Genomic DNA, 23,294 nt, shown 5'->3' on the forward strand with positions numbered 1-23,294 from the left:
CGAGGTGTAGTTATGCTACATGAGCGAATGATAACGCCGCTGGGCGCAAAAACAGCCCCAGCCCTTCGGGTTGCGCCTGAAAAAGCGCCACTCGACGTTGCTCGTCGCTCATTTGGAATAACCAAACCTCTCTCCTCGCGCCCCGAAGGAAGTGCCCTTGGGGTGCGCCTTGATTGGTGCTTTTTCAGGCACAACAGGGCGTATTGGATTAGTGTTAACAGGCCCTAGCATGTCGTATCCAGTTCCTGGCTGATGCGGAAGAGGCGGTCGGCGCGACGCATCAGGCAAAGAGTTGAGCCAGCTTCGCCCCCGGATCTTCGGCCCGCATAAAGGCCTCACCCACCAGAAAGGCGTTTACCCGATGGCTGCGCATCAGAGCCACATCCTCGACTGTCAGAATTCCACTCTCTGTCACCACGATCCTGTCGGGTGGAATCATGGGCAGCAGCGCCAACGTGTTGTCGAGACTGACATCGAAGGTTCGGAGATTGCGGTTGTTGATGCCGATCAGACGGTTGTCCACCTGTAAGGCCCGCTGCAACTCCTCGCCATCATGGACCTCGATCAAGACATCCATGCCCAACTGGTGGGCAAGATCATTCAATCCGTAGAGCTGCCGATCATCGAGACAGGCGGCGATCAATAGAATACAGTCTGCACCGATCGCCCGCGCCTCATAGACCTGATAGGGATCGATAATAAAGTCTTTACGGATAACCGGCAGATTGCAGGCAGCCCTCGCCTGTTGCAGATACTGATCGCTACCTTGAAAGAAGTCGATGTCGGTCAACACAGAGAGGCAGGCAGCCCCGCCTTGAGCATAACTCAGAGCGATCTGCGCAGGTTCAAAATAATCTCTCAACACACCCTTGCTGGGTGACGCCTTTTTGATCTCGGCGATCACACCCGACTCGCCTGCCGCCAGTTTGCCTGCAATCGCATCCGCAAAGCCGCGCGGTTCAGAAGCCTGAGATAGCTGTGTCTCCAGCTCAGCAATGGATCGTAGCGATGCCCTTTCACTGATCTCCTGTCGTTTGCGCCGGGTGATCTTCAGCAGAATATCGGGAGTGCCGGTCATGATCAGTCAAAGCTCTGGGTCAGTACCACCAGGCGATCGAGACGGTTGCGGGCCTCACCGCTGGTAATGGCGTGATCGGCCTTCTCGATACCCGCTTGCAGATTCTCAGCCAGGCCGGCAGTATAGATAGCGGCCCCGGCATTGAACACCACGATATCCCGCGCCGGTCCGGGACTGTCTTCCAGCACCCCGCGGATCATGGCCAGACTCCCCGCAGCGTCGTTGACCCGAATGGCATCGAGCGAACTGCGCTGCAGACCGAATTGCTCGGGTTGGATGGTAAAACGCCTGATCTGGCCATCTTTCAACTCCGCCACATCGGTGACATCCCCGATACTGATCTCATCCAGGCCGTCATGGGAGTGAACCACCATGACATGCCGACTTCCCAGTCGCTGTAACACCTCCGCCAGGGGTTCAAGCAGGTCACTGTCGAAAACGCCAAGCAGCTGATTAGGCACCCCCGCGGGATTGGTGAGTGGTCCCAGCACGTTGAAGATGGTGCGCACACCCATCTCCTTGCGCGGACCGATGGCGTGCTTCATCGCGCTGTGATGGCCGGGAGCGAACATGAAGCCAACCCCCACTTCACGCACGCACTGTTCCACTTGTTGGGGCGACAGGTCGAGCCTGACACCTGCGGCCTCAAGCGCATCGGCACTGCCCGACTTGGAAGAGACTGAACGGTTGCCATGTTTTGCCACATGACAACCGGCAGCCGCGGCAACAAACATGCAGGCCGTCGAGACATTGAAGGTGCCCGAAGCGTCACCGCCCGTACCGACGATATCTACCGTATTCGAAAGATCAGCAATGGAGACACCGGAGGCCAGTTCACGCATCACCGAAGCGGCAGCGGCTATTTCACTGACGGTCTCCTCTTTCATGCGCAGGCCGACAAGAAATCCACCGATCTGGGCCGGGGTGGCGTTACCGGTCATGATGTTGCGCATCACGGCAGTCATCTCATCGGCGGCGAGGTCCTGGCGGGCCAGCACTTTTTTTATCGCTTGCTGCATTTCCACGGATCGTCTCCTCTGGGGCCTGTTATCCGGAACCAAGGCATTTTAATAGGATTTCGACTTTAATGAAATCGATAGCCTTGTTAGGCAGCATTCAGAGAACAACCCAATACCGGCAACAGATGCCGCGAGAGGTAACCCTTACATATTCAAGATTGTATTCAACTCGATGATCGGACAGGCGTTGGAGAACAAGTGAGGATTTGTTGGCGATAATCCAGCGACTGTACGCGAGCGGTTATAGATTGATCCCAAGCGTTGGTTCTATATTGAGTCAGAATATTGAGCGCAGTTTCGAACATTATACCGGGTTCTGCTTCAGGCACATTGAAGCCTACCGGATGTCAGGTTTCTGAATAATGCCTGATCCTCCTGTGGTTTCACAAGACATTACATGAACTCACTTCGCTTAACAGCTTTCTTGCGTATATACCGGCTTTGTTGAGCACTCAGATCCGAAAGCCGCGAACCACGGAGCGCATGTTCTCAGCCAGCCCGGCAAGATCCTTGGAGAGTTCGGTCATGGCCTCCGCGCTACGGGCATTGGTCTGTGCGGCATCTCCCACTGAGTGGATGTTACCGCTGATGTCCTGGGCGACGATGCTCTGTTGATTGGCGGCGGTGGCCACCATCTGGTTGAGGTCGCTGATTTCGGTGATCATCCCCGTGATCTCATTCAACACATCGACAACCTTGCTCGACTGCTCGATACCGACCCGCGCCTGGTTGCTGCCCTCATCCATCACCCGGCCCGCCTCATGGGCCCGTCGCTGCAGTTTATCGATCATCTGATTGATCTCTTCCGTCGATCGTTGCGTGCGGTCCGCCAGGGTTCTGACCTCATCCGCCACCACCGCGAAGCCTCGTCCATGCACACCGGCCCTTGCCGCTTCGATGGCCGCGTTCAGCGCCAACAGATTGGTCTGTTCGGCTATCTCTCTGATGACGTCGAGTATCTTGCCGATCGCGTCACTCTCCGATTCCAGGGTTCTGATCGTCTCCGCCGCCGTCTCGACCTCGCCGGCCATGCTATTGATCATATCCATGGCTTCCCCGACGACCGACCTTCCGGCGGTGGCCGCATCATTCGATTTTTTGGTAGTATCGGCCGCGCTCTCTGCCGTTTTGGCCACCTCGACGATGGAATGGGACATCTCCTCCGAGGCGGTGGCCATCTGCTCGAGTGTCGAGCGCTGTCGACAGATCTCGTTACCGACTTCAGCAACGGTTTCCGCCGATTTACAGGCATCCGACGCCAACTGTTTCGCGGTTTCATCCAGGCGTCCGAGTACGGTCCTCAATCCCGCCTGTACCATCACTCCCGCCAACTCCACCGCGCCGACATCGCTCATATTGCCCGTATAGACATACTGCATGATCGGGTTGTTCACCAGTTGCCTGGCCCGCGCCGCCGATTGTCTCACTTCGCGGGTCGTAATTAAGGCCACGCCGTAACTGATCACTATGCCACCCATCCAGCCCAACAGCTGAGGCAACCATGACCAGCCACCCAAAAATGAGAAGAGCGCCATCGGCAGGCTGAAGATCAATGCCAGCCAGAAAAACTGACGCAGGGTGCTGCCGGGCCGAAAACGCAGCGCGAAGGGTATGCGGCCTTTTCGCAGAGATGCATAGAGTTTCTCCGCCCGCTCCACCCGTTCATGGCTGGGGGCGACACGTACCGACTGATAACCCACCTTGGCCTCACCCTCATAGACCGACGTCACATAGGCATCCACCCAGTAATAGCCACCATCCTTGCTGCGGTTTTTGACTATCCCCATCCAGGACTCATCCCGCTTCAACGTCTCCCATAGATCGGCGAAGGCTTCGGGCGGCATATCCGGGTGGCGAACGATATTGTGGTTGACGTTCAGCAGTTCATCCCGGGAGTACTGACTGATGTCAACAAAGGCCTGATTGGCCTGGGTGATGATACCTTTCAGATCGGTGGTCGATATGAGTTCAGCGTCCGATGCTACCGAGGATCCCTGATCCTTGATCGGTAGATTGATTTTCATCGCGGTAGGTGCCTTTAAAGACAGATTGAACTACAACGTGTATCGGCAGGGTAGACTTTAACTGAAGGACTTTCTGACACATCGAGGGTAAATAGTCACTATTTTCCTGATTTGTAACAATCAGGCCATGCACGACAGATGCCGTTTTATTCACATATCGGGTAATTGGTCGGCAGTCTCCACCGTTGCCTATCGCAAAAAGTACGATAAAAAATCCCATTCATAAAGAACAACATAAAATGCACGCATTACAAACCGGAATGCTCCTTCTATTTAACATTTTATAACTCAAGCAAAGTTCAAATTAGCCGACAACAACCATTGCGACAATACCACTGTTTTTACGGTGCTACTCCAGTGCAATGATTAAACAGATTACCACGCAACAAATCAGACCGGGCATGTATGTCCATAAATTGGATTGCTCTTGGCTGGATCACCCTTTCGCAAGAAATAGCTTCCTCATCAAGGATATGGATGATGTACGTAAATTGCGTGGCGTAAAACTCAGTCAAATTTTGATTGATACGGAGAAGGGCCTTGACGTCGATGTGCGGATTGCAACGCAGGCCTCGGATCCACAGCCGGAAGAGACGGTGGTAAAAGAGGTTAAATGTCCAAAAGACAGGCAGAAACGAATCACGGTGGCGGAGGAGCGGCAGCGGGCTGGTGCGGTCAAACAAGAGGCCGAGCGTGTGATCACGGGGATCATGGCGGACATCAAGCTGGGTAAAAGGATCGATGCTGAACGGGTGTCACCGGTCGTGGAGCATATGATGGGATCGGTATTCCGCAACGAAGACGCCTTGCTGGGATTGACCCGTATCCGTCAGATGGACAAGTACACCTTTGAACATTCGGTGAGTGTGTCGGTATTGCTGATCGCATTTGCGAAACAACTTGGGTTGGAAGAGTCGACTATTCGGGATTTGGGAATCGGCGGATTATTGCACGATATCGGTAAAATGCGTGTTCCCGATAAGATCCTGAATAAACCGGGGCGTCTGAACGATGAAGAGTTCGCGGTCATACGCGAACATGTGAATCTTGGCCACGGTCTGGTTGACGGCGTGGAAACGATATCCGCCACCGCGCTGGAAGTCGTGACGCAGCACCATGAACGCATCGACGGCAGTGGCTATCCATGCAAACTGCATGGTGATGAGACCGGTCTGTACGGCAAAATGGCGGCCGTGGTGGATGTCTACGACGCCATTACAAGCGATCGCGTCTACCATAAGGGACAACTGCCAAGCGTAGTGCTGAAGCGCATGATGGAGTGGAGCGGTTCCCATTTCGATCCAAAGCTGGTGCAGCACTTTATTCAGTGTGTCGGCATCTATCCGGTGGGCTCGGTGGTAGCGTTGGAAAGCGAGCGCCTGGCTATCGTGATCCAGTCGCCCGAGGAAGGCCTATTGGAGCCCCTGGTCAACATAGTTTACGACTTACGCAAGCGCCGCTTTATCACACCCCGGCTACTCGATCTGGCAAACCAGCCGGAGGGCGAAAAAGATCGCATACTGCGCCTGGAATCTGCTGAGAGTTACGGCATACGGCCGGAAGTGTTCATGCAATGATCTGCAATATCAATTCGATATTCTAAGTCTGACCTGCGTTCGGTTACTATTTTCTAATCCCCGCTTAGTTTTCTCCACAGGCGATACCATGTTGATCATTGAACAGAGAAAAATTCCCCGTTGCGGCTATCTCGCGCAATGACCTGAGTTGAATGATTAGCCTATTTTGATCGCCAGTCGAACCGGTATACCGGCAGGTCGGCCGGCGGCGAACCGCACCCCACACCCTACAAATAGCGTTTGCCTCTATTTGCGTTCATTTGCGATCTTGAAGCACTACCGCCCCTCGACGAAATTGCGTAGCAGGTCATGCCCATAACGGGTGAGGATGGATTCGGGGTGAAACTGCACCCCCTGGATTGCCAGTTCCTTGTGCCGTACACCCATGATCTCATCCATCTCACCCTCATTCTCTGTCCAGGCGGTTATCTCCAGGCACGCGGGCAGGCTCTCCTTCTCGATCACCAGGGAATGGTAGCGTGTCGCCTCGAAGGGATTTTCCAGTCCGCTGAAGACACCTGCCCCGGCATGCAGAATGGGGGACGTCTTGCCGTGCATCACCTTCCGCGCGTGCACGATCTTGCCACCGAAGGCCTGGCCGATGGATTGGTGGCCAAGACAGACACCCAGGATCGGTATGCGTCCGGCATAGGCGCGGATGGTCTCCACGGAGATGCCGGCCTCGTTGGGCGTACAGGGCCCGGGAGAGATGACGATGTGGTCGGGGGCGATGGCATCGATCTCCCCTACCGTAATCTCATCGTTGCGCACCACCTTGACCTCGACACCGAGTTCACCCAGGTACTGCACCAGGTTATAGGTGAAGGAGTCGTAATTATCGATCATCAACAACATGACTACGCCCCCTCGTCACAGGCATGCCGATCCAGCCCGGCCTCTGCCAGGGCCACCGCGCGGAACACCGCCCGCCCCTTGTTCATGGTCTCCTTCCACTCCAGCTCGGGGATGGAGTCGGCAACCACCCCCGCGCCGGCCTGGATGTGCAGGGTCTCATCCTTGATGACAGCGGTCCTGATGGCGATGGCCGTATCCATATTGCCGTTCCACGAGAGATAACCGACCGCGCCGGAGTAGATGCCCCGCTTCACCGGCTCCAGCTCATCGATGATCTCCATGGCACGGATCTTCGGCGCCCCACTCACCGTACCGGCGGGAAAGGTGGCCCGCAGGACATCGATGGCACTCATGCCGTCACGCAACTCTCCGATGACGTTGGAGACGATGTGCATGACATGGGAATAGCGCTCGACGATCATCTTGTCGGTCAGCTCCACGCTTCCAATCTTCGCCACGCGACCGGTGTCGTTACGCCCGAGGTCGATCAGCATCAGATGTTCAGCCAGCTCCTTGGGATCCGCCAGCAGCTCGGCCTCCAGGGCCTTGTCCTCCTCTTCCGTATGCCCCCGCCGGCGGGTACCCGCGATGGGGCGTACCGTTACCACCCCATCCTCGAGACGGGTGAGGATCTCCGGCGAGGAGCCGACGATGTGAAAACCATCAAGATTGAGGTAGTACATGTAGGGTGAAGGATTGAGTCCGCGCAAGGCCCGGTAGAGATCGATGGGCGGCGCCTGAAACGGGATGGAAAGACGCTGCGAGACGACCACCTGCATACAGTCACCCTCGAGGATATACTCCTTGATCCGTTCCACCGCCTGTTTGTAACCCTGCTCGGTAAACCCGGAGACGAAATCGGACTCATCGACCTTCCTTTCAGGACCGCAACTCTCCCGGGGCACGGGCTGCCTCATGGCATATACCAACTCGCGGATCCTCGATTCGGCCGACGCCAGAGTGCCTCCCTGGGTGGGATCCACATGCACAATGACGAACATCCGCCCCGACAGGTTGTCGAACACCACCACTTCGTCCGAAACCATCAACAGGATATCGGGCGTCCCGAGTTGATCGGGATTGGGGCAATCGGCCAGCTTGGGTTCTATGTAGCGGATGATGTCATATCCGAAATAGCCCACCAAACCGCCATTGAAACGAGGTAAATCCTCCAGCTCGGCAGCCTTGAAACGTTGCTGGAAGGACTCGATCCAGGCCAATGGATCATCCGCCTGGTGGGATTCAATCACTTCACCGTCACTCACCACCTCGATCTGCAGGCCGTCAATCCTGACATGGGTACGGCATGGCAGGCCGATGATAGAATAGCGCCCCCACTTCTCCCCGCCATGCACCGACTCGAAGAGATAGGAGTAGGGGCCATGGGCCAGTTTCATATAGACGCTTAGGGGGGTATCGAGATCAGCCAGGACCTCACAGACGACGGGAATGCGATTATAGCCCTGTTGCGCCAGGGCGGCGAACTGTTGGGGGGTCATTTTCCTCTCCACACAAAAGACCAGACGACGGGATTTAACGGGTTGGTTCGGGAATCACCAACGCCATCGCGCGCCATACATCAAGGTCGTGTTGTGTGAAAGCAGGGTCATTTCGTATTGTTTACCGTCAATAGCTACTGCTAACCATAATCAAAACTTGGGCAGGTCTCAAGCGGCATTTTCCAACAAGGTACTGATCTCGGCCAATGAGTCGAGTACGGCATCCGGATTATAGTGCCGGATATCCTCGCCATGATTATAACCGTAACTCATACAGACAATCTGAAAACCGGCGGCACGGGCCGCTTTCACATCGCTCTGAGAATCACCCACCATCAGTGAGGCGGTCGGGTCAGCCGACAGTTGTTTGGCTGCATGCAGCAGCGGCATCGGATCGGGCTTCTTCTTCGGCAGCGTATCGCCGGCAACCACTATCTCGAAATCGTCATGAATACCCAGGTCCCGCAGTAGCGGCAGGGTGAACTGGGCTGCCTTGTTGGTCACGCAGCCGAGGCGAAAGCCTTGTCTCTTCAAATAGTCCAGGCCTTCGCGAATTCCCGGATAGAGCACTGAACGCTTACTGGTGTTTTCAGCATAGAGATCGAGAAAGATGGGATAGGCGCGCTCATAGTCGGCTTCGTCCGGTTCACCGTCAAGCTGGCCGATGAGGGCACGGCGAACCAGGCGCTCCACTCCATTACCGACCCAGTCCCGCACTTTAGTTTCTCCGTGGCGCGGCCGACCCAGCCGATCCATCATCTGATCCACGCAATAAGCCAGATCAGGCACGCTGTCGACCAGGGTGCCGTCCACATCGATGAGGATCATTTCGGGTTTCTTAATCATGACTGCATGTTCTCAATCGAAGACCGCATAAAAATCGTCCGCAAATGAACGCGAATAAACACAAATATTAATAACACTGCTGGCTCAGAGTGTAGGGTGCGGCTTGCCGCACCAACGACAGGTTGAATCAAATTTATACCCTGGTGCAAGATGCATCTGCGTATAAAAGATCAATCATCAAGCATTCTTTATTCGCGTTCATTTGCGGATTCATCATTCATCCAAATAAATCAGACCTTGGCCAATTCCGCCTTCATTTTCCCGACGATGGTGTCGTATCGGTTGGCATCGCTTGTCTCGGGAAAGCCGAAAATCCCCGATCCCGCCACGAAGGTATCGGCACCGGCGGCCTTGATCTCGGCGATGTTGTCGACCTTGACGCCGCCATCGATCTCGAGGCGGATATCCAAGCCTGAATCATCGATCAGTTTGCGGCACTGGCGTAGTTTATCCATGGTGGCGGGGATAAAGCTCTGACCGCCGAACCCCGGGTTGACCGACATCAGCAGAATCATGTCAACCTTATCGAGCACATAGTCGAGATGAGACAGGGGGGTGGCCGGATTGAACACCAGACCCGATTTACAACCCTCGCTGCGTATCAGCTGCAGACTGCGGTCGATATGCTCGGAGGCCTCCGGGTGGAAGGTGATGTAGGTGGCCCCGGCCTTGGCGAAATCGGGGATGATGCGGTCTACCGGTTTGACCATCATATGGACATCGATATCGGCTGTGACGCCATGTTTGCGCAGGGCCTCGCAGACCAGCGGCCCGATGGTCAGGTTCGGTACATAATGGTTGTCCATGACGTCAAAATGAACGATCTCAGCACCTGAAGCGAGGACGCTATCCACCTCTTCACCCAGCTTGGCGAAATCCGCTGACAATATTGACGGTGCGATCTTATCGGATTGACGGGCCATGATTTTCATCTCCTACTGTTCTGCCGGCTGTGGCCTGGGGGAAACCCGTTTTCTCGCCACATTACCCAAAAAAAGGAGGCCACTTTACCCCAAAGTGCCACCATTTTCAGCTATCCCCTTTGTAGGGCATTATCCGCAGCCGACAATCGCAGTCGACAGAACTCTGCAATCAAGCATGCTTCTGACGGACCCATGGCAATTCAACCTTTAGCGAGGGTACACTAAGATCGTTGTAAGGCCTAAGGAATTCCATGTGAATCGCTACCTTTGCACAACCAAGCTGAGACGAAGAAGAATCACCCCTGTTTCTATTTACCAGCTGTTCCTGCTGCTGCTTATCGGCACGGCGGAAATATCGCTTGCCGCCAATCTGAGCCGTGAACAGCGAGTTTCGGAAGCGCTGGAGGCTGCGCTCTCTGAAGGCAGTCCGGTATGGCTTGAAGCCGAATCAGTGCGCTTTCTGGCGATTCACAGGGAGACGTCCGCGGTAAAACGCCTTGGCAGTGCCGTTTTGTTGCATGACAGCGGCTCCCATGCCGATTGGCACGAAGTCATCAATCCCTTGAGACGCCACCTGGCTGAAAGGGGTTGGGATACCCTGTCGATTCAAACACCGATCACTGATGATCCGTCTGACCCTGCGACCATTCAGTCATTGATCGAACTAAGTCTGCCGCGCATTCAGGCCGCCATCGATTTCCTGACTGAGCAACAAACCGACGAGACAGTCCTGATAGGGCATGGACTGGGCGCCGGAATGGCTATGAAGTTTGTGGCTCAACCAGGCAACCGGATTGGGGCGATTGCCGCCATCGGAGTGGCCATGTCCGCCTATGATGAGCAGGATCCGGCGTTTTTGGCCATCAAGGGCGCGGAAACAGCGATACTTGATCTCTATGGCAGCCGTGATCATCCCTCTGTGGTCGACAGCGCACCACTGCGCCGCGCCATTGCCATAAGGAATGGACGAAAAAAATACCGTCAGGTCGAAGTATCCGGCGCCGATCACTTTTTCAGCGGCATGCAGGAGGAGTTAGGCTATCGTATCGCTGCATGGCTAAGACAGGCTGTACGCCAATAGCAACCTACTCAACATCCATCAATGCCTTGATCCGTCTGACATAGAAGCGGGTCTCACCGGGGGCATAGTACTCAACCTGGCGCCATGCCTTGATCTCTCCATGTTCCTTCCTGGCTCTTTTATAGGCCTTGAGCACATTGCCGTAGCCGGCATTGTAGCTGGCCAGGGCGAAAGCCAGCCGTTGTTCCGTCGGCAATCCCTTTTTCCACTTCCGATAGAGTTTGCGATCATAGAAGATCCCCGCAGCGATATTCCAGCGGGGTTCGTTGATCAGGGTAAAGTGAGGATTGTCTTCCTTAATCTCTTCATAAGTGGCCGGCAGAATCTGCATGATGCCCTTTGCGCCAGCCGGGCTTTTGGCAGTCGGTTTCAAACCGGACTCGGCAATCGCCTGAGCCTTGAACCAGTACCAGTCGATATGCGGTCCGAAATAGTGTTTGGTGTATTTTCGAAAATAGTTGTCGTATTCACGGCTCCAGCGGTTATCCTTGACGTGCTTGAGCGCTCCGGTAAAGGCCAGGCCAGGGAGCAGAACCAGCAACAGCAACCAGCGCGGGGTCGACATGGGGTGTCCGGATCTATTGAATCACAGTTGAGTGGCCTTAATTCAGACCTAGCCCTATCACCAAACCGAGTGCGGTACCGATGCCGATGAAGATGCCCATGATCATAATCCCAACGGCTATATTCCCCTTCTGCAACTCATCCGGAATACTGAAATTCACAATATGACTAAAGACTTTGCACCCGAACCACATGAAGAAAATAGTCAGCGCGCCACCAAAGATCACATAGATGAAGTTGAGAAGAATCGGGTCAATGGAATCGGTCATATTTCTCCTCCTGATAACTGTTAAGCCATGCCTCTGGCCTGTTTTACCCGTTCATAGGCTTTTTTGATCTCATCCGTCTTTTGTGCCGCCATTTTCATCATCTCCTCGGGAAGTCCCTTGGAGACCAGTTTGTCAGGATGATGTTGACTGATCAGCCGTCGATAGGCCCGCTTGACCTCCTTATCCGTCGCCTCCGGTGTAATATTAAGGATGTCATAGGCATCCTTTACGGAAAGGCCCTGCGTCCTTGATGGTGCTCTATCACCTCTGCCGGTACCGGCATAGTGAGACTGGGCGCGTATCATGCGTTCCAGTCTTCTGAAGGTAAACTCGGAAACATTCAGCAGTGAACAGATATGCAGCAACAAAGCCTCTTCAGCCCTGTCCATACGGCTGTCTGCGTAGGCGGCCTGGATCTGGATCTCGAGAAACATCTGAATCAGGGTTTGACGGCGATGGCACTCCAGTCGAAACTGCTCCACCACTTCGTCCAGAGGAAAGCCTTCCGCTTTACCTTCATTGAACAGACGGATCGCTGTTTTACGCATTTCGCTCGACAGCGACATCTGCGCCATAAGGGCTTCGGCCAGCTTGATCTCATCCGGGGAGACACGACCGTCAGCTTTCGCCAGATGCCCCATAACGGAAAAAGTGGCTGTGAAGAAGGCTGTCTGGACCCGTTCCTGATCACCCGGCCCCCAGCTTATCTGCTCGTCAGGCAGCCCCTGCAGGCCCTTATCGAAACGGTGACCAAGGGCGGCTCCCAGTACCGCGCCCAAGGGTCCGCCCAGCATGAAACCGAACGCACCACCTACCAGTTTACCCCACCAACTCAAAGGCTTACCTCTATGCTACAGCGACTGAAGAAATCAAACCGACACTATACCTCAACGGAACGCTATTTTCCGTGGATATATTGCTCATCGCTGAAGGAGTAAACCCAGGTCGGACAAAACACCACCATCAGAGTGATCACCCAGCCGTTGACCAGGGCTTCCGGGAAAAACATCAGGGGAAAGAAGGGCATCACAGTGACTTCCAGTTCCGCCATGGTATAGGCGCCACTGAGAACCAGCAGCTGCATCGCCAGATAGCCACTGGCATAGCCAACCAGCCAGGCGGTAAAAAAGCCGTTACCCAGGACATAGACAAAGAACTGCCTGGGCAACCAACTGCGTACCAATATCAAGGATATTTGCGAGAGGGTGATCGGAACCAATGCCACGGTCAGAAAACTGACCACATAACCCTGCCACCCTATGCCCGCGTTCAGGCAGACGGCCAATAGGGCAATACTGGCCATAATGATGGCCATAGACCATCCGAACATCAGGGTTATCACTGTAGCGCCAAGCAGGTGGAATGAGATCCCCGGTTGCAGATGGGCACGAATATGCCAGAGCACAATCAGGGCAACGATTGCGCCAAGAAAGACATGCAGCTGCCCGTCGCGGGCAAGTCGACCCCAGGGCGCCAGGCGTAGCGCAATAAGGAGCACCACGCCATACAGACCAGCAAACCACCACAACAGGGCGTCGGAAAATAGTTCACCATCAAGCTCCATCGCGAATCTATCCTTTTCACAAAACGGATTTCAGTTATGCTGTTAACTGAAACCTCGATAATGGGTGTTTGGCCCGCCACTCCAAACCATAAATCAACAGGGGAAACTCCCGTGAAGTACCGCCAGCTCGGCCACACTGACATTCAGGTAAGTGCACTCTGTCTCGGCACCATGACCTATGGAGAGCAGAACAGCGAATCAGAGGCCCATGCTCAGCTCGACCGGGCGATAGGTGCCGGTATTAACTTTATCGACACAGCCGAGATGTATCCGGTTCCACCCAAGGCGAAAACCCAAGGGCTGACCGAGCGCCATATCGGCACCTGGCTTGCCCGCCACGGTGAGCGCGACCGGTTGGTCATCGCCACCAAGGTTTCCGGCCCGGCGGATTGGTTAAGCTATCTGAGAGACGGCAACCCGCGTCTTGACAGAGTCAACATCGAGGCGGCAGTGGATGAGAGTCTGCAACGACTGCAGACAGATTACATTGATATCTATCAGCTCCACTGGCCGGACCGTCACACCAATTACTTCGGTGATCTCGGTTACCGGGCGGCTGGATCAGAAGAGATGACACCAATCCTGGAAACCCTACAGATCCTGGGTGATTTAAAAAAGGCCGGCAAGATACGCCATATCGGTGTCTCCAATGAGACCCCCTGGGGATTGATGCGCTATCTGAGCCTGGCTGAGGAGCATGATCTACCGAGGGCTGTCAGCATCCAAAATCCCTATAACCTGCTGAACCGTACATTTGAAATCGGATTGGCGGAAATCGCCCATCGAGAAAGCTGTGGACTGCTGGCCTACTCACCGATGGCATTCGGCGTGCTTTCCGGCAAGTATCTCGATGGCCGACGACCCGCGAATGCCCGTTTGACCCTTTTCGACCGTTTTATCCGATACTCCAATCCACAGGCTGATTGGGTGACCCAAAAGTATGTCGCGCTGGCGAAGAGAGAGGGTATTCATCCTGCCCAAATGGCACTGGCCTATGTGACAAGCCGACCCTTTGTAACCAGCAATATCATCGGCGCCACCACTTTGGAGCAACTTGAAGAGAATATTGAAAGTATCCATATCACCCTATCCGAAGAGGTCTTGGCTGAGATCGAAACGATCCATATACAACAGCCCAATCCAGCGCCATAGCCAGATGAGTGATTGTTGTTAATAATTGAGAATGACAATGGCAATAACACGCGTTCAGAGCCATAATCGAACTATCCCCAGGGATAAACCATATTCAGCCGGAGACCCATGACAATGAATTCACCGAGAATCCATATTGGCGATTGGTTTAAAACTGTCGATGGCGATAATCTTGAGGTTGTGGCCTTCGATCCAGATGACGGTGTCGTGGAAGTCCAGTTTTATGACGGAACCGTGGAAGAGTACGATATGGAGGATTGGGAGTCGTTGGAGGTCAAACCCATCGCACCGCCTGAGGATTGGTCAGGCTCCTATGATCTCTCCAAAGACGATTATGGTGTCGACCTGGACCACCCGGCAGGTGAAATCATACCAAACCCCCTCGACCACCTCGAGGACAGCGACTAAGCTCATTGCGAACAACCATCAGTGACGGAGGCTCACAAGCCTTCAACCCTTTTTTTCCTACTGTTGAAAACACCAAGCCTGACCCGCATAGTGAAACCATTCTCCTATTTCTTACGTAAGTCATTGTAAGGATGCAATATCCTGCTGACACAGCCGGATTTGAACTGGAGTTGTTAAAGTTAGGTGGCACCACGCCGCTAAAATAAGTAACGAACCCCCACTGGCACTTGGTGCAGGAGGTGCAACATGAAGACAGTCTACGACATGAGCACAGGACAGATCATTGAAAGTGGCCTGACAAGTGAGACTCCGCAGCTTATTGCGCCCGATGCATCCATTCCAGCACTGCAACTCCAACTGGTGACTCCGGAACAGAGTACGGAGAGAGAGATTCCGCCCGAGTTGGTCCTGGCGGACTTGAACGCCTTCCTTGACGAAATGAGCTGATGGGATAAGAGACTCTCTCTCTGTACCCCCCTTGACAAACCGGGTCTTTGAGGCCCGGTTTTTTAGTGGGTCCACCGGATTAGTGTTAACAGGCCCTAAAACAAGAGGATGCTTACCCCTCTCCTTCCAGGATCACCACAACCAGCCCCGCTTCAAGCCGCACCTCAACGGTTTCGAGCAGTTCACCCGCACAGGGGCCGCGTAGACAGTAACCGTCTTCGAGCCTGAACAGGGCTCCGTGAGTTGCACACTGGATATAGCTATTGCTGAAATCCAAAAACTGATCGGGTTGCCATTCTAGATTGACGCCGGTATGGGGGCAGCTGTTTTTATACGCAGCCAGGAGTTCGCCGCGACGGACAACGAATAGCTCCACACTGCCGCTCTCACCCTCAACGACGAATCCACGGCTTCCCGGATCCCCCAGGGATGAGATGTCACAGACCACATGGCGCTCAGGCAATGCGCAGCCCCCGATGACCACACTTTTCTCCTGCCAGACGAACCGCATTGCACAGGACTGCAGCAGGGTCTGATGCCGCCAGCAAACCGTCTATCACCCCGGCATTGAAGACATCACCCGCCCCCAGGGTATCGATCACCTCCGGGGGGTGGTATGCCGGCACATGCAGGGTATCTCCGGCAACGGTCTGTAGCCAGGCGCCCTCCACTCCCCAGGTTGCGAACAACATGGCGGATTCCGCACGGGAGCGGATTGAATCAAACAGATCCTGCGCGCGTTCGAACCCCTGCGACGATGCATAGGCCTTGGCGAGAATCACGATATCGGCCATAGCCGCCAGCCTTTCGATACCTTCCCGGGGCTTTTCGATCTCCAGGGAGATGGTCGCTGAGTGCGGCGTGAGTCTGGCATGCCTTAACATTGCCTCATAAGCCGGCACCTCTCTCCCCTCAAAATGGATCCAGTCATAGTTGTTGAGATCGATCTTCTCAAAGGCCTCAATCCGATACTCCGGGAGGTCGCGATAATGAATGATCGTACGCGAACCAGTCGCCTGACTGGTAATGATATGGGAGGTTGGCGTGACCCCACCGGGTTGAATCGTCACCCACTCCGTATCAACGCCATACTGTTGCAGGTCGCTCATGATAACCCGGCTGGCCGCATCATCTCCCAGTGTCCCTGCCCAACTGCAATGGTGGCCCAGTTGAGTCAATACCACTAGGGTGTTCGTTGCATTACCGCCGCGACACTGTCGCTGAGCAGCGGCGCGCAGTTCATCGTCCTCATCCGGAAAGGCAGTAACACGATTGATGATGTCAAGGGTTGCGCCGCCGACTGCAAGCACCCGCATGGTTACAGATCCGAAACCTTAGTAAGGCATGTTACTTTCTGCGGAACAGACGACCCAAAGAGGTTCGTTTCGGATCTGAATCCGCACTGCCGCTATCGGTGGGCGATTGCCGAGGGGCTTCATTGAGCAGTAAGGAATCATCCACCAGACGGCTGTTTCCAATCTGTTCCGAGGATCGATCCAAACCACCGGCTTTTCTCAGCAGCAGCTCAAGCTTGCGTTTCAGCTGATCCACCTCTTTATCCCGATCTTCGATGGCATCCTCCAATGAGCGGCACTGACTTTGTGACATCTTCAGCAGATGATCTTTCTCATTCAGGGATTGTTGCATGGAGACCATCTCCTGACGGCTGGCCTGCAGTGCCGCCACTTCATCAACATCCCGATTCTCGGAAGTACCCAATCGGGACTTGGCGGCATGTAGCTTGGTACGCATATGTTCCAGATCCGCTGCTGCCTGACGACGCACCATATCCAACTCTGTGCGGAGGGCATTCACCTGCTCATCCACCCCGAAAGATTGGACATCCTGTATCTGTTCCACATAGGTTTCGATAACACTGCGCAGTTCACCCACTTCGCGTCGCATCTTACTCGCTTCTGCCTTGGCGTCATCACGTTCACGCTCATAGTTTTCGGCCTTGCGCCGCAGTGTCTCCATCTGCCCAAACAGGTCATCAGCGAGACTGGAATCGGAAACCTGCTCCCGCATACCGCTCATTTCGGAGTGGAGGTGGTCGTTCTCATTCACCAGGTCGGTGTATTGATTACGCATTTCGGCAAGCTGATTGGTCAGATTATCCCGTTCCTTGGTGAGACTCTCGAGATCCTCTCCCAGCATTTCAATCGCCGTCTCCTGAACCTCGCGCTCACGCCGCAGGACATCTGCCTGGCGCGCCATTTTCTCCGATTTTTCCCGCTCCTTCCTCTCCGACTCCAACTCTACACGCAGTGCATGCACTTCGTTATCCACATCATCACTCAGCTGACTCTCCATCTCCAGCTGGACCTCGCGCAGACCCTCGACCTCGCGTTTAAGTGCCTTATTCTTCTCTTCAGCTTTGCGCAACGCTTCATTAACCGCCCGAATCTCGCGCTTGTCGACCATCTGCTCCGCCCCCTCGACCGAAGCCGCCAGGGCGATATGCAACTCATCCATTTCACTCTGCAGCTGCCCGATGGTTTGATTCAACTCCTGCTCACGTTGCTGATGCACATCGGCCTGTCCCTGGGCCTCCTGTTCAAACTGCTCGAGTTCCTGTTGGCGTTCCTGTAACTGCTGCTGTAGAGCCTCAAGCTCCTGCCGTTGCTGTTCAACGGTTTCTGAGAGCGCCTTCTCCTGCTGCTGCTGTTGCTCGCTGCGCGAATCCAAATCCTCTAGTTGTTGTCGCTGTTGCTCCAGCTCACTGTTTTGATCGTTCAGCTGTTGTTCCAGGTTTGCCTTTGCCTCTGTCAATGCCCTGTGGCTCGTCTCCAGTTCGGCAAAGGAGCCGGCAGCGGTCTCAGCGGACGCCTTCTCAGCCGTTAACGCCTGCTGCAGCTGTTCAACTGTTTGCCTCTCATCCGTCAGGGTTGCTTCAGTATTTTCCCGATACTGTTGCAGTTCAGCCTGTGTTTCTTCGAACCGCTGTGCCAGTCCGTTCTTTTCCGCTGTCAATTGTTGTTGGCTGGTCTCCAACTCGGATCGGGCCTGATCCGCTGCCTTCAGGGTTGACCTGGTCTCCTCCAATGCCTGTCCAAGCTGTTCGATCCGCTGATCCTTTTCGATCAATTGCGTTTCAGCGGCCTGGATGTTTTCCTGCCACTCATGCTGCTGCTGATCCTGCTGTTGCCGCAAATCACTCTTCGCCTGCTCAGCTTCCTGCAGCGACGCCTCAAGTGCCCTCAGTTGTTGTTCGAGGGATTGCTGCAGCTGCTTATGCTCATCCAAGTCGCTGCTGGTCTGACTTACCGCCTGTTCAGCGGTCTCCAGGGAGTGCTTAAGGAATTGCGCGGTCTGGTGTTCCTGTTCCAAGCGCGCCTCAAACTCAACGCGTTTTTCATTTTGCCGCTTGGCTTCCGCAGTTGCCTGCAGCAACTGTTCTTTGAGTGAAGACAACTCCTCCTGGGAACGGGATGTTATCTCATCACCCTGTGCCTGCAAGGCATCCAGTTCCTGATGAAGCTGTTGTTCCCTCTCCTCGGCCTGTCGCTGCGCCTGCTCGTGTGATTCCAGCGTCTGTTGAAGATCGGTTAGCTCACTTGCATGGTGAGACGCCTGTTCTTCCAGCGACTGCTGCAGCTCCTTCACCCTGGATTCCGAGTTCTCCAGATCTTGTTCACGTTTACCCAGCAGCTCGTCACTCTGCTGTTTCTCCTGCCTGAGCCGATCCAGGGCGCTTCTTGCCTCTTCAAGGTCATCACGCAGGGACTCCATGGCATTGGCATACTGGGCATCCGCATCATTGCCTGCCTGGCGTACCGCTTCGAGCTCCTTTTCCAACCCGGCACGGCGATCATCCAGCGCCTGCAACTCCTGCTGTAAAGTGTTGACCTGATCATGCTCCTGATTGAAGCGCTTTTGTAGTTCATCACGCTCGCCCTGGAGAGCGCTTTGTGCCGAATCGGCGGCTTCCAGCTGCTGCTTGATCTCCTGCTGTGTCTGTAACAGACCACTGATCTGGCTATCCGCCTGTTGGCTTGATTGCTCCAATCGCTGGTTGGTTTCCTGCAACTGATTCTGCAGTTCGGAAACGACCCGTTGATGTTCGGTTTGTTGTTGTTCCAGATCAGACTGTGCATGGGAGAATCCATGCTGGGTGGATTCCAGTTTCCGCTCCAGCTCCGCCGCCTCTTCTGCCATACTCTGCTGAGTCTGCTGCAGAGAGTCGGTCAACCGGTCACGCTCTTCCGCGATCGCCTGTAGTTCATCTGCCTGCTGTTGGCGTTCAGCTTGCTGTTGCTGCAACTCCGAATGGGCTTGAGTGAGTTCATGCTGGGTGGATTCCAGTTTCCGCTCCAGCTCCGCCGCCTCTTCAGTCATACTTTGCTGAGTCTGCTGCAGGGACCCGGTCAACCGGTCACGCTCTTCCGCGATCGCCTGTAGTTCATCTGCCTGCTGTTGGCGTTCAGCTTGCTGTTGCTGCAACTCCGAATGGGCTTGAGTGAGTTCATGCTGGATGGATTCCAGCTGCTGCTCAAGCTCCGCCGCCTCTGCGGTCATATTCCGGTGGGTCTGTTCCAAGGACTCGGCTAGCCTGTCGCGCTCATCCCGAGTTGCCTTTAGTTCGTCTGTCTGCTGTTGGTGTTGATCCTCAGCCTCCTGATATTGCTGTTGCAGCTCATCACGCTCCTTGAGAATGACTTCACGCTCCTCCGCCGATTGACCGCGATAGGTATCCGCATCTTGCCGCAGCTGGGAGTTTTCACTCTTCAACGATTCAATCTCAGCACTGAGCTGGGACCCCTGCTGTTGAGTCTCCTGCTGGCTTTCATTGGCATTTTCAAGCTGAAACTGCAGCTCGGTTATCTGTTCTTTGAGACGACCTTCATTCTCCTCATGTCTGGATTGCAGCTGCTCCAGTTGCTGGTTCAGCCTGTCGTTCTGCTGCGACGCCGTTTCATGGTTCTGTTTGGCCCTGTCCAGATCAGTCCGGGCGGTCTCAAGGGCCTGTGCCAATTCAGCGACACGGTCCTGCAGGTCCTGCCGCTCAGCCCCCAGGCTCTCACCATCTGCAAGCCTGGATTCTGCAGTCGCCAGAGATTCTCGCAAGGATGCAACCTCCTGCTGCAAGGCCTGAGCATTTTTTGCGCTCTCCTCGCCTGTTTGCATGCGACTCTTGGCTACCGCCAGGGCCTGGCGCAACAGTTTGATTTCGGTATGTCTCTGCTCCAGCTCCTGCTCGAATTGACGATGGGCTTCGGACAACTCATTTTGCAGACGATCGACAACCGATTGTGGCACACCGACACTCTCGGTGGCATCGGCATCCTCTTCAGATTCACGATTGAAATCGATGACATTGTTCGTTGCCGCCGTATCCCCTTGCTGACTCATGCCTGCCAACTCAGCAATCTGCTCCCAATTGCTCTCGATAACGAAGATCTCTGCCCCACGTTCAGTCAAAAGATATGCGGCGGTGGCGGATTGGCCAACCTCCTCGCCATAGACGACATACGCCCGATCGAGGGTAAGACTGGAGGCTTGAAAGCGCAGGGAGAAAAACGGTAAATTGATCGCCCCCGGGAGATGCCCCTCTTCATACTCCTCAGGGGTACGGACATCCAGCCATAGCGCACCCTTTTCGATCATCTCAGTGGCACGCTCATAATCAACGGACCTGGAGAGGGGCTGTTTGACCAGTTCAATGAAATCCCTTTTGCTCAACCGCACCAGCACACCGTCCGTCATCATGGTGACTGAGCTGCCACGGGATTTGTTGGAGATCAGTGCCTCCTCTCCGAAGCCCTTGCCGGCACGCAATCTGGCCAGTTCCACAGGAGCATGACCGGCTTCAGGGGAGCGCGTGACGCAGCATTCGCCCTCACTGATGAGATAGAAATAGTCGCCCTCTTCCCCTTGGTTGATAATTACATCACCCTCTTCAACCTTGATCTCCTCCATCCGCATCATGACACGTTGAAGATTTGCGGGGGGTATCTGCTGAAATACCGGAGACTGCAGCAACAGGGTCATCCAATCGTCGCTACTCGGCTGCTCGATATCCTTCACCTCGTAGCTGGCGCTATGACTACGGGCCAACATATCGCTTAATAGACGACTGTCGATGCGTACAAAACTGACGTTGGTTCTTGCCTGTGCCGAATGTTTTCTCGGCAGCTGATGAGCCAGGGCGAAGCGTGCCGTGGGGGTTCCGCTGCTGATCAGGTCCATCTCCTTCTGCCCGGAAAGCAGTGCCACTGTCCCGGAGAGCAGATAGATATTCTGATGGTCAGTATCCCCTTCGCGAAAGAGATACTCACCCTTTTTGACCTTCTCTATCACGATCTGGCTCAGGAGATGTCCAAGCTGATCTTCTGAAAGGGTATTCAGGGGTACCAGATTCTTGAGTAGGACGTCGTCATTTTTACTGTTGGGCACGGCCATTCTTTCAATGCTCAGGAATTTTGATCCTTGATGAAGGGGTCACATCGCTCCTCTATTTAACGGCACAATATTTTAAAACTGAATGGGTATATTAACCTTAAATATGGATGATTCTCGACCCGGTTCGCACAAAACAAGAGCGCAAAACCATAGCGGGAATAAGGTTATGATACAACGATCCAGATCAATTATTTGTAACATTACATAGGTGAAATGTGAAACAGATAAAAGGCATCATCGCAGCTGGACATTATGAAACCGTTAAGGCGGGGTGCGAGATATTGCGGGAGGGCGGAAATGCGTTCGATGCCGTCGTGGCCGCGATGCTGACGGCCTGTGTGGCAGAGCCGGTGCTCGCCTCCCCCGGCGGAGGGGGGTTTCTCACTGCCAGACCCGCCCAATCAGACCCGTTTGTCTACGATTTCTTCGCCCAGACGCCGAGACAGATGCTGCCTGAAGGTGAGCTTGGCTTCTATCCGATCGAGGCCGATTTCGGCACCGCCAGCCAGATCTTCCACATCGGCATGGGCTCGATAGCCACTCCGGGGTTCATCAAGGGTCTTTATACCATTCATGCGAATCATTGCCGGCTACCCCTGGACATGCTCTTTCAACCGGCAATCGAACTAGCGACAAATGGGGTAACCATCAATCCGTTTCAACACCTGATAACGACCATCATAGCCCCTATTTTGCGCGCAACCCCTGAAGCCATGGCCATCAACGCCTCTCCGGAGGACCCTGGACGCCTGATCGCTGAGGGTGAGCGGCACCGCCTGCCTGCTTTCTCTGACTTTCTGAAGGTTCTGTTGGCTGAGGGGGAAAGGGTGTTTTACGAGGGCGAGGCCGGCCGGCAATTGGTCGGTGACTGCCGGGACAAGGGCGGCCATCTGCAAATGGATGATCTGCTAAGTTATAAGGTTCTCAGGCGCGCCCCACTGCAATACAGATACCGCAATGCACAAATTTCAACCAACCCACTACCTTCACTCGGCGGCACACTGATCGCCTTTTCCCTGGGCTTACTGGCCTCCCATAGGTTTGATTTTCAGGCCGCGGGTAAAGAGAAACATATACGACACCTCGCACATATCATGCGCTTAACTCAGCTGGCGCGAACAGATCACCACTCAAACATGGATCGCATTCTCGATCCTGAGATTGGTGATCGTTTCAGAAAACGCCTCGACAAAGGGGGATTGTCTACGCGCGGCACCACCCAGATAAGCGTTGCCGATACGGATGGGAATCTCGCCAGTATGACCCTCTCAAATGGTGAAGGCAGCGGCTATGTCATACCTGGCACCGGCGTCATGATGAACAATATGTTGGGCGAAGAGGACCTGAATCCGGGCGGTTTCCATCAATGGCCCCTCAACCATCGCCTTGCTTCGATGATGGCACCCACCCTGATCCTGACCGATCAAGGACGGGCGATCGTAATGGGTTCCGGGGGTTCAAACCGGATTCGCAGCGCGATACTGCAAGTGATTATCAATCAGCTCGATTGCAGCGCGATACTGCAAGTGATTATCAATCAGCTCGATTTCCGCATGCCCCTGGAACAGGCCATCTCCTTCCCTCGC

At 54.6% G+C, this 23,294-nt stretch carries 20 protein-coding genes; 6 read left to right on the top strand and 14 right to left on the bottom strand.

What is annotated here, in order from left to right; genetic code table 11:
* Positions 1–280: 280 nt before the first annotated feature.
* The 3 genes from trpC to CODIS_RS19730 form a co-directional block, all read right to left on the bottom strand.
* Positions 281–1,078 carry an indole-3-glycerol phosphate synthase TrpC gene (trpC, locus tag CODIS_RS19720; RefSeq protein WP_069128377.1) on the bottom strand — a complete coding sequence of 266 codons (798 nt, stop codon included), beginning with the start codon at positions 1,076–1,078 and terminating at the stop codon, positions 281–283.
* Between the two features lie 2 nt (positions 1,079–1,080).
* The gene (gene trpD / locus CODIS_RS19725) at positions 1,081–2,103 is read right to left on the bottom strand and encodes an anthranilate phosphoribosyltransferase (RefSeq protein ID WP_069128378.1); all 1,023 of its coding nucleotides are present in this window, start codon (positions 2,101–2,103) and stop codon (positions 1,081–1,083) included.
* 446 nt (positions 2,104–2,549) lie between these two features.
* Positions 2,550–4,121, bottom strand: a complete 1,572-nt coding sequence (locus CODIS_RS19730) for a methyl-accepting chemotaxis protein (protein ID WP_069128379.1) — start codon at positions 4,119–4,121, stop codon at positions 2,550–2,552.
* Between the two features lie 362 nt (positions 4,122–4,483).
* Between CODIS_RS19730 and CODIS_RS19735 the strand changes: the two genes are divergently transcribed.
* Positions 4,484–5,698, top strand: coding sequence for an HD-GYP domain-containing protein (locus CODIS_RS19735; RefSeq protein ID WP_069128380.1), 1,215 nt, complete (start codon positions 4,484–4,486; stop codon positions 5,696–5,698).
* A gap of 276 nt (positions 5,699–5,974) precedes the next feature.
* Here the strand turns inward: CODIS_RS19735 and CODIS_RS19740 are convergent, their stop codons facing one another.
* The 4 genes from CODIS_RS19740 to rpe form a co-directional block, all read right to left on the bottom strand.
* A complete protein-coding gene (locus CODIS_RS19740; RefSeq protein ID WP_083220944.1) occupies positions 5,975–6,553 on the bottom strand; it encodes an anthranilate synthase component II in 579 nt (192 codons plus the stop codon).
* A 2-nt stretch (positions 6,554–6,555) separates the two neighbouring features.
* A complete protein-coding gene (gene trpE, locus CODIS_RS19745; RefSeq protein ID WP_069128381.1) occupies positions 6,556–8,052 on the bottom strand; it encodes an anthranilate synthase component I in 1,497 nt (498 codons plus the stop codon).
* 168 nt (positions 8,053–8,220) lie between these two features.
* A complete protein-coding gene (locus CODIS_RS19750; protein WP_069128382.1) occupies positions 8,221–8,898 on the bottom strand; it encodes a phosphoglycolate phosphatase in 678 nt (225 codons plus the stop codon).
* Positions 8,899–9,128: 230 nt separating this feature from the next.
* Positions 9,129–9,821, bottom strand: coding sequence for a ribulose-phosphate 3-epimerase (rpe, locus tag CODIS_RS19755; RefSeq protein ID WP_069128392.1), 693 nt, complete (start codon positions 9,819–9,821; stop codon positions 9,129–9,131).
* A 253-nt stretch (positions 9,822–10,074) separates the two neighbouring features.
* On the opposite strand from rpe, the gene CODIS_RS19760 reads away from it, so the two are divergent.
* Positions 10,075–10,902, top strand: coding sequence for an alpha/beta fold hydrolase (locus CODIS_RS19760; RefSeq protein ID WP_083220945.1), 828 nt, complete (start codon positions 10,075–10,077; stop codon positions 10,900–10,902).
* Positions 10,903–10,906: 4 nt separating this feature from the next.
* Here CODIS_RS19760 and CODIS_RS19765 read toward each other — a convergent pair whose 3' ends face one another.
* From CODIS_RS19765 to CODIS_RS19780, 4 genes are all read right to left on the bottom strand, one after another.
* Positions 10,907–11,467 (bottom strand): transglycosylase SLT domain-containing protein, encoded by a 561-nt coding sequence (locus CODIS_RS19765; RefSeq protein ID WP_069128383.1) that lies wholly within the window; start codon positions 11,465–11,467, stop codon positions 10,907–10,909.
* A gap of 37 nt (positions 11,468–11,504) precedes the next feature.
* The gene (locus tag CODIS_RS19770; protein WP_083220946.1) at positions 11,505–11,735 is read right to left on the bottom strand and encodes a DUF350 domain-containing protein; all 231 of its coding nucleotides are present in this window, start codon (positions 11,733–11,735) and stop codon (positions 11,505–11,507) included.
* A gap of 20 nt (positions 11,736–11,755) precedes the next feature.
* Positions 11,756–12,571, bottom strand: a complete 816-nt coding sequence (gene djlA, locus CODIS_RS19775) for a co-chaperone DjlA (protein ID WP_069128384.1) — start codon at positions 12,569–12,571, stop codon at positions 11,756–11,758.
* Between the two features lie 62 nt (positions 12,572–12,633).
* A complete protein-coding gene (locus tag CODIS_RS19780; RefSeq protein WP_069128385.1) occupies positions 12,634–13,299 on the bottom strand; it encodes an energy-coupling factor ABC transporter permease in 666 nt (221 codons plus the stop codon).
* A gap of 111 nt (positions 13,300–13,410) precedes the next feature.
* Between CODIS_RS19780 and CODIS_RS19785 the strand changes: the two genes are divergently transcribed.
* The 3 genes from CODIS_RS19785 (at position 13,411) to CODIS_RS19795 (ending at position 15,306) form a co-directional block, all read left to right on the top strand.
* Complete coding sequence (locus CODIS_RS19785; RefSeq protein ID WP_069128386.1) at positions 13,411–14,451, top strand: NADP(H)-dependent aldo-keto reductase; 1,041 nt, start codon at positions 13,411–13,413, stop codon at positions 14,449–14,451.
* Between the two features lie 114 nt (positions 14,452–14,565).
* Positions 14,566–14,859, top strand: a complete 294-nt coding sequence (locus CODIS_RS19790; protein ID WP_069128395.1) for a DUF6763 family protein — start codon at positions 14,566–14,568, stop codon at positions 14,857–14,859.
* 246 nt (positions 14,860–15,105) lie between these two features.
* Positions 15,106–15,306 carry a hypothetical protein gene (locus tag CODIS_RS19795; protein ID WP_069128387.1) on the top strand — a complete coding sequence of 67 codons (201 nt, stop codon included), beginning with the start codon at positions 15,106–15,108 and terminating at the stop codon, positions 15,304–15,306.
* 112 nt (positions 15,307–15,418) lie between these two features.
* Here the strand turns inward: CODIS_RS19795 and CODIS_RS19800 are convergent, their stop codons facing one another.
* The 3 genes from CODIS_RS19800 to CODIS_RS19810 are packed head-to-tail and all read right to left on the bottom strand — an operon-like array spanning position 15,419 to position 21,702.
* A complete protein-coding gene (locus tag CODIS_RS19800) occupies positions 15,419–15,790 on the bottom strand; it encodes a Rieske (2Fe-2S) protein (RefSeq protein WP_305782135.1) in 372 nt (123 codons plus the stop codon).
* On the bottom strand, positions 15,762–16,622 hold the full coding sequence (locus CODIS_RS19805; protein ID WP_069128388.1) for a PfkB family carbohydrate kinase: 861 nt from the start codon (positions 16,620–16,622) through the stop codon (positions 15,762–15,764). Before CODIS_RS19805 ends, CODIS_RS19800 begins: the two co-directional genes overlap by 29 nt.
* A 31-nt stretch (positions 16,623–16,653) precedes the next feature.
* Positions 16,654–21,702: a cyclic nucleotide-binding domain-containing protein gene (locus CODIS_RS19810; protein ID WP_162420301.1), complete on the bottom strand. Its 5,049-nt coding sequence runs from the start codon at positions 21,700–21,702 to the stop codon at positions 16,654–16,656.
* Between the two features lie 221 nt (positions 21,703–21,923).
* On the opposite strand from CODIS_RS19810, the gene CODIS_RS19815 reads away from it, so the two are divergent.
* The coding region (locus CODIS_RS19815; RefSeq protein WP_069128390.1) for a gamma-glutamyltransferase at positions 21,924–23,294 on the top strand (1,371 nt) is incomplete at its 3' end.

The sequence above is a fragment of the Candidatus Thiodiazotropha endolucinida genome, from assembly GCF_001715975.1.
GTDB classification, from domain to species: domain Bacteria; phylum Pseudomonadota; class Gammaproteobacteria; order Chromatiales; family Chromatiaceae; genus Thiodiazotropha; species Thiodiazotropha endolucinida.

Excerpts from the sequence above, each read along its gene's own strand:
- trpC (WP_069128377.1), bottom strand. The coding sequence starts at position 1,078 with ATGACCGGCACTCCCGATATTCTGCTGAAGATCACCCGGCGCAAACGA.
- CODIS_RS19730 (WP_069128379.1), bottom strand. The coding sequence starts at position 4,121 with ATGAAAATCAATCTACCGATCAAGGATCAGGGATCCTCGGTAGCATCG.
- CODIS_RS19735 (WP_069128380.1), top strand. The coding sequence starts at position 4,484 with ATGATTAAACAGATTACCACGCAACAAATCAGACCGGGCATGTATGTC.
- CODIS_RS19740 (WP_083220944.1), bottom strand. The coding sequence starts at position 6,553 with ATGTTGTTGATGATCGATAATTACGACTCCTTCACCTATAACCTGGTG.
- trpE (WP_069128381.1), bottom strand. The coding sequence starts at position 8,052 with ATGACCCCCCAACAGTTCGCCGCCCTGGCGCAACAGGGCTATAATCGC.
- CODIS_RS19750 (WP_069128382.1), bottom strand. The coding sequence starts at position 8,898 with ATGATTAAGAAACCCGAAATGATCCTCATCGATGTGGACGGCACCCTG.
- rpe (WP_069128392.1), bottom strand. The coding sequence starts at position 9,821 with ATGGCCCGTCAATCCGATAAGATCGCACCGTCAATATTGTCAGCGGAT.
- CODIS_RS19765 (WP_069128383.1), bottom strand. The coding sequence starts at position 11,467 with ATGTCGACCCCGCGCTGGTTGCTGTTGCTGGTTCTGCTCCCTGGCCTG.
- CODIS_RS19770 (WP_083220946.1), bottom strand. The coding sequence starts at position 11,735 with ATGACCGATTCCATTGACCCGATTCTTCTCAACTTCATCTATGTGATC.
- CODIS_RS19780 (WP_069128385.1), bottom strand. The coding sequence starts at position 13,299 with ATGGAGCTTGATGGTGAACTATTTTCCGACGCCCTGTTGTGGTGGTTT.
- CODIS_RS19790 (WP_069128395.1), top strand. The coding sequence starts at position 14,566 with ATGAATTCACCGAGAATCCATATTGGCGATTGGTTTAAAACTGTCGAT.
- CODIS_RS19795 (WP_069128387.1), top strand. The coding sequence starts at position 15,106 with ATGAAGACAGTCTACGACATGAGCACAGGACAGATCATTGAAAGTGGC.
- CODIS_RS19805 (WP_069128388.1), bottom strand. The coding sequence starts at position 16,622 with ATGCGGGTGCTTGCAGTCGGCGGCGCAACCCTTGACATCATCAATCGT.